Annotated in this window: 1 protein-coding gene; it reads right to left on the minus strand. The window is 32.4% G+C overall.

The window, feature by feature from the left end; translation table 11 throughout:
- Positions 1 to 185: 185 nt before the first annotated feature.
- Entirely contained in the window at positions 186 to 3869 is a 3684-nt protein-coding gene (purL, locus tag AC2D6T_RS11985) for a phosphoribosylformylglycinamidine synthase (RefSeq protein WP_484681643.1), read from the minus strand.
- Positions 3870 to 4152: the final 283 nt, after the last annotated feature.

The following is a 4152-nucleotide window of genomic DNA, read 5'->3' on the forward strand; positions in this document are numbered from 1 at the left end:
CCTTGTTCAATCTCTTGTACTATCTGAAGTTTTAGACTTAAACTGTAATCTTTTTGTGTACGTTTTTTGTAATTTGAATCCATAAATATAATGTTTAGGTGTAACACTATGTTAGGACGTGACATGTTTATTAAAAAAAAAGACCAACTTTTAATGTGGTCTTTTTTATTGTACTGAAATTTGTTTTAACTTTTTTTATTCTCTAAAATCCAATTTTTCGCATTTACAAATGCTTCTAACCAAGGTGTTACTTCGTCTTTTCTTCCCTTTGGATAGTTGGCCCAGTTCCATTGAAAAGTAGAACGCTCTATATGTGGCATTGTAACTAAATGACGCCCTGTTTTATCAGTCAACATAGCTGTGTTATAATCTGAACCATTGGGGTTGTTAGGGTAACCTTCATAGCCATATTTGGCAACAATGTTGTAATTTTCTTCACTTTCTGGTAAGTTAAATTTTCCTTCACCATGAGAAATCCAAACACCTAACTCTGTACCTGCTAAAGAGCTTAACATTACTGAATTGTTTTCTTTAATTTTTACTGAAGTAAATGAACTTTCGTGCTTATGTGAATCGTTATGATGCATTTTACCATGTACTTTATGTTCTGGATTAATCAATTCTAATTCCATAAATAATTGACAACCATTACAAATACCTACAGACAAAGTATCTTTTCTCTTAAAGAAATTTTGTAGGGTAATATTCGCTTTTTCATTATACTTAAATGCACCTGCCCAACCTTTTGCAGAACCCAAAACATCTGAATTAGAAAAACCACCTACAGCTCCAATAAATTGGATGTCTTCTAAATTTTCACGACCAGAAATTAAATCTGTCATGTGTACATCTTTTACATCAAAACCTGATAAATACATGGCATTTGCCATTTCACGTTCTGAGTTAGAACCTTTTTCACGAATAATTGCTGCTTTAGGTCTTGTATTTTCTGTTGCAGGAAGTTTACCTGTAAAATTCTTAGGAAAAGTGTATTGTAAAGGTTGATTTTTATAATTGTCAAATCTATCTTTTGCTAAATTATTAGCAGTTTGTTTTTGGTCTAATAAATACGAGGTTTTGTACCAAACATCTCTTAAATGCGCAACATCAAAAGAAAAATTCTCTTGTTTGTTTTTAATAGTAACTGTACCTGAATTATTTGCAGTACCAATTTTAAATGCTGAAATACCAGCTTCTTCTAAAATACTTTCTACAGAATTATCTGCCTGAAAAACAATACCTGCATTTTCAGAAAAAAGAATTTTGATAGAATCTTCTTCATTTAATTCAGAAATATCGAAATCTGCCCCTAAATTTACATCAGCGAAACACATTTCTAATAAAGTGGTAATAAATCCACCAGAAGCAATATCATGTCCTGCAACAATTTTATCGCTTTTTATCAATTTTTGAATTGTGTTAAACGTTTTCTTTACATAAGAAGGATTTGTAACATCGGGTGTTTCACTACCAATCGCATTTAAAGTTTGATTGAAAGAACTACCTCCTAATTTATATTCGTCTTGAGATACGTTTATGTAATAAATATTACCACCATCTACTTGTAAAACAGGTTCTACTACTTTTGTAATTTCGTTACAATTTCCAGCTGCAGAAATAATTACAGTTCCTGGAGAAATTACATCTCCATCAGGATATTTTTGTTTCATAGAAAGCGAATCTTTTCCTGTTGGAACATTGATCCCTAAATCAATAGAAAATTCTGAAACAGCCTTTACAGCGCTGTATAAGCGTGCGTCTTCACCTTCGTTTTTACAAGGCCACATCCAGTTTGCAGATAATGAAACACTTTTTAAATTATCTTTTAAAGGTGCCCAAATAATATTGGTTAATGCTTCTGTAATCGCATTTCTACTTCCAGCTTCTGGATGAATTAATCCAGAAATAGGAGAGTGGCCAACAGTGGTTGCAATACCTTCTATACCTTTATAATCTAAAGCCATTACACCCACGTTGTTTAAAGGAATTTGTAATGGGCCTACACATTGTTGTTTGGCAACTTTACCACCTACACATCTATCTACTTTGTTTGTTAACCAATCTTTACATGCAACAGCTTCTAGTTGTAAAACTTGTTTTAAATAGATTTCTAAGTTTTTGGTTTTGTAACGAGGATTTTTATAATTTCTTACAACAGTATTGTCTGTCATAATTGTTTTTGGTGATGAACCAAACATATCTTCTAATGCCAAATCCATTGGTTTTTTACCCGTAGTTTTAGATTCGAATGTAAATCGATCATTTCCTGTAACTTCACCAACATTATAGATTGGTGCGCGTTCTCTATCTGCAATTTTATGTAAAGTGTCTAAATGTTTTTCAGCAATTACCAATCCCATTCTCTCTTGAGATTCGTTACCAATAATTTCTTTTGCTGATAAAGTTGGGTCTCCAACAGGTAATTTGTCTAAATCTATGTTTCCTCCTGTATCTTCTACCAATTCAGATAAACAATTTAAATGCCCACCTGCACCATGATCATGAATAGAAACGATAAAATTCTCATCACTTTCTACCATTCCACGAACTGCGTTTGCAGCACGTTTTTGCATTTCTGGGTTTGAACGTTGTACTGCGTTTAATTCAATTCCAGAAGCAAATTCACCAGTATCTGCAGAAGAAACAGCTGCACCCCCCATACCAATTCTGTAGTTTTCCCCACCAAGTATTACAATTTTATCGCCTGATTTTGGCACCTCTTTTATCGCTTGATTTGCTTTACCATAACCAATCCCACCAGCTTGCATAATTACTTTATCGAAACCTAATTTTCTTGGTTTAGCAGTACTTGAAGATGCATTTTCTTCGTGCTCAAAAGTTAATACAGAACCTGTAATTAAAGGTTGCCCAAATTTATTACCAAAGTCAGAAGCTCCATTTGAAGCTTTAATTAAAATATCCATAGGAGTTTGATACAACCATTTTCTGGCTTCAAACTTATCTTCCCAAGGTCTGTTTTCTTCTAATCTAGAATAAGAGGTAAAATATACTGCTGTACCCGCCAAAGGTAAAGAACCTTTACCACCTGCTAAACGATCTCTAATTTCTCCTCCAGAACCAGTTGCAGCTCCGTTAAAAGGCTCTACTGTGGTAGGAAAGTTGTGTGTTTCTGCTTTTAAAGAAATTACAGATTCAAACTCTTTTGTTTGATAAAATTCTGGAACTTCTGGTTTTTTAGGTGCAAACTCTTCTACTTTTGGCCCTTTAATAAACGCTACATTGTCTTTGTATGCAGAAACAATATCATTTGGGTTTTCTTTAGATGTTTCTTTAATCATTTTAAATAGGGAGGAGGGTTGTTCTACACCATCAATGATAAAAGTTCCGTTAAAAATTTTATGTCTACAGTGTTCTGAGTTTACTTGGCTAAAACCAAATACTTCAGAATCTGTTAATTTTCTACCTATTTTTTTAGCAACACCTTCTAAATAAGTAACTTCTTCATCACTTAAAGATAACCCTTCTTGCTGATTATAAGCAGCAATATCATCGATATTTAAAATAGCTTCTGGTGCTATTTTTATGGTAAAACTGTCTTGATGTAAACCTTTAAATTTCTCTGAAATCATTGGATCATAATCTGTAAAGTCTTCTGAAACAGTAGTAAATTCTTCAATTCTAAGGATGTCAGAAATCCCCATGTTTTGAGTAATTTCTACAGCATTTGTACTCCAAGGTGTTATCATTGCTGCTCTTGGACCAACAAAAAAAGCGTCTATTGTTGACGCTTCTATTTTTGGCTGGTTGCCAAATAACCAAGTTAGTTTGTTGATGGTTTCTGTAGAGAATTCTTTTGTTGTTTGAACAGCAAAAACTTTGCTATTTACGTTTCCAAAGAAATAAATCATTGTATAGTTGTATTTACATATTGTCTTTATAGCGCAAATTTACTTTTTTTCAATTGAATTTAAAGAATTTATTTACTCGAAATTATATAGTTTTTCAATAGGTTTTTAACAAAAAAAAAAAGACGACTAAAAATAGTCGTCTTTTAAATTTTACTATTTGTCACGTCCTAACATAGTGTTACACCTAAACATTATATTTATGGATTCAAATTACAAAAAACGTACACAAAAAGATTACAGTTTAAGTCTAAAACTTCAGATAGTACAAGAGATTGAACAAGGT

The sequence above is a fragment of the Polaribacter sp. YIW18 genome, from assembly GCF_057219325.1.